This window comes from Vibrio sp. Vb1026 (genome assembly GCF_033338745.1).
GTDB lineage: Bacteria > Pseudomonadota > Gammaproteobacteria > Enterobacterales > Vibrionaceae > Vibrio > Vibrio alginolyticus.
Window position 1 is genome coordinate 1 of the sequence record NZ_JAWOTH010000129.1, and the last position, 1,232, is coordinate 1,232.

Annotated in this window: 1 protein-coding gene and 1 pseudogene; both read right to left on the reverse strand. The window is 48.5% G+C overall.

What is annotated here, in order from left to right:
* Positions 1-96, reverse strand: a pseudogene (gene slmA / locus R7E47_RS24700) (nucleoid occlusion factor SlmA); the annotation flags it as partial.
* Between the two features lie 160 nt (positions 97-256).
* Positions 257-1,232, reverse strand: a 976-nt coding sequence (gene coaBC, locus R7E47_RS24705) for a bifunctional phosphopantothenoylcysteine decarboxylase/phosphopantothenate--cysteine ligase CoaBC (RefSeq protein ID WP_318085390.1), incomplete at its 5' end; no start/stop codon positions are given.

Genomic DNA, 1,232 nt, shown 5'->3' on the forward strand with positions numbered 1-1,232 from the left:
CGTAGTAATGCGTGAAGCGCCTTCTGCAGATTCAAGCATTTGTGCTAATGCTTGCAAGATCTCTTCACGACGATTGGATTTTTTACTGCCGGCCATTAGTTACTTCCTTTCAAAATACAAAGTTGAGCGGAGGGGATTATAAGATGCTAAGTCGCATCACACTAGACTGCTGAGGGCGGAATGGGAGATTTAACACCCTCAGTTGTCATGTTTAGACTAAATTTGTGCCAGTTCTTAATTAGAAAATAAGTGCGAATTACATCAATTCACGCATTTTCTCGAGGATTTTGAAGCTCAGGGCTTCTTTTGACTCTAGAGCTAATGCAAGCTCACCATCAGGCCAAAATAGGGTGATGGCGTTGTCATTACTATTGAAGCCTTGGCCTTCGACTGACACATCGTTAGCGCAGATCATATTGAGGTTTTTCTTCGCTAACTTTCCTCGGGCATAAGTTTCGACATCGTTGGTTTCTGCTGCAAAACCTACCGTAAATGGGCGCTTATCAGTCAGTGCTGCGACGGACGCTACAATATCAGGGTTTTTCACCATTTTGATGGTCATCTGATCGTTGTCTGCCGTCTTTTTCAACTTTTGAGACGCAATGGCCTCTGGTCGATAATCCGCTACTGCTGCGCAGCTGATGAACGCGTCGTGACTGATGGCTTGAGCCATCACGGCCTCATACATTTCTTGTGCGCTAGACACGTTAATGCGCTCCACTCCCATCGGTGTGCTCAGGTTGACAGGGCCGCTCACTAGCGTGACTTTTGCGCCTAACTGCGCGGCAGCGTTTGCTAGTGCATACCCCATTTTCCCGGAGCTGTGGTTCGTAATGTAACGCACTGGGTCGATGGCTTCTCGCGTTGGGCCTGCTGAGATCAGAATGGACTTGCCTTCCAAGACTTTAGGTTGGAAAAACTGCTCACACAGATGCACCAATTGCATTGGTTCAAGCATTCGACCCGGACCAACATCACCACAGGCTTGTTCACCTGCTGCTGGACCCCAAATGTGCATACCGCGGCGAGCTAAAGTCGCAATGTTCTCTTGCGTCGCGATGTTGCGATACATCTGCTGATTCATTGCTGGAGATACCGCAACAGGCGAATCCGTTGCCAACACTAACGTCGTCAATAAATCATTGCCCATGCCAGCCGACATACGAGCAATGAGGTCTGCCGTAGCAGGAGCAAGCAGCACTAAATCCGCCCATTTAGCTAACTCGATGTGA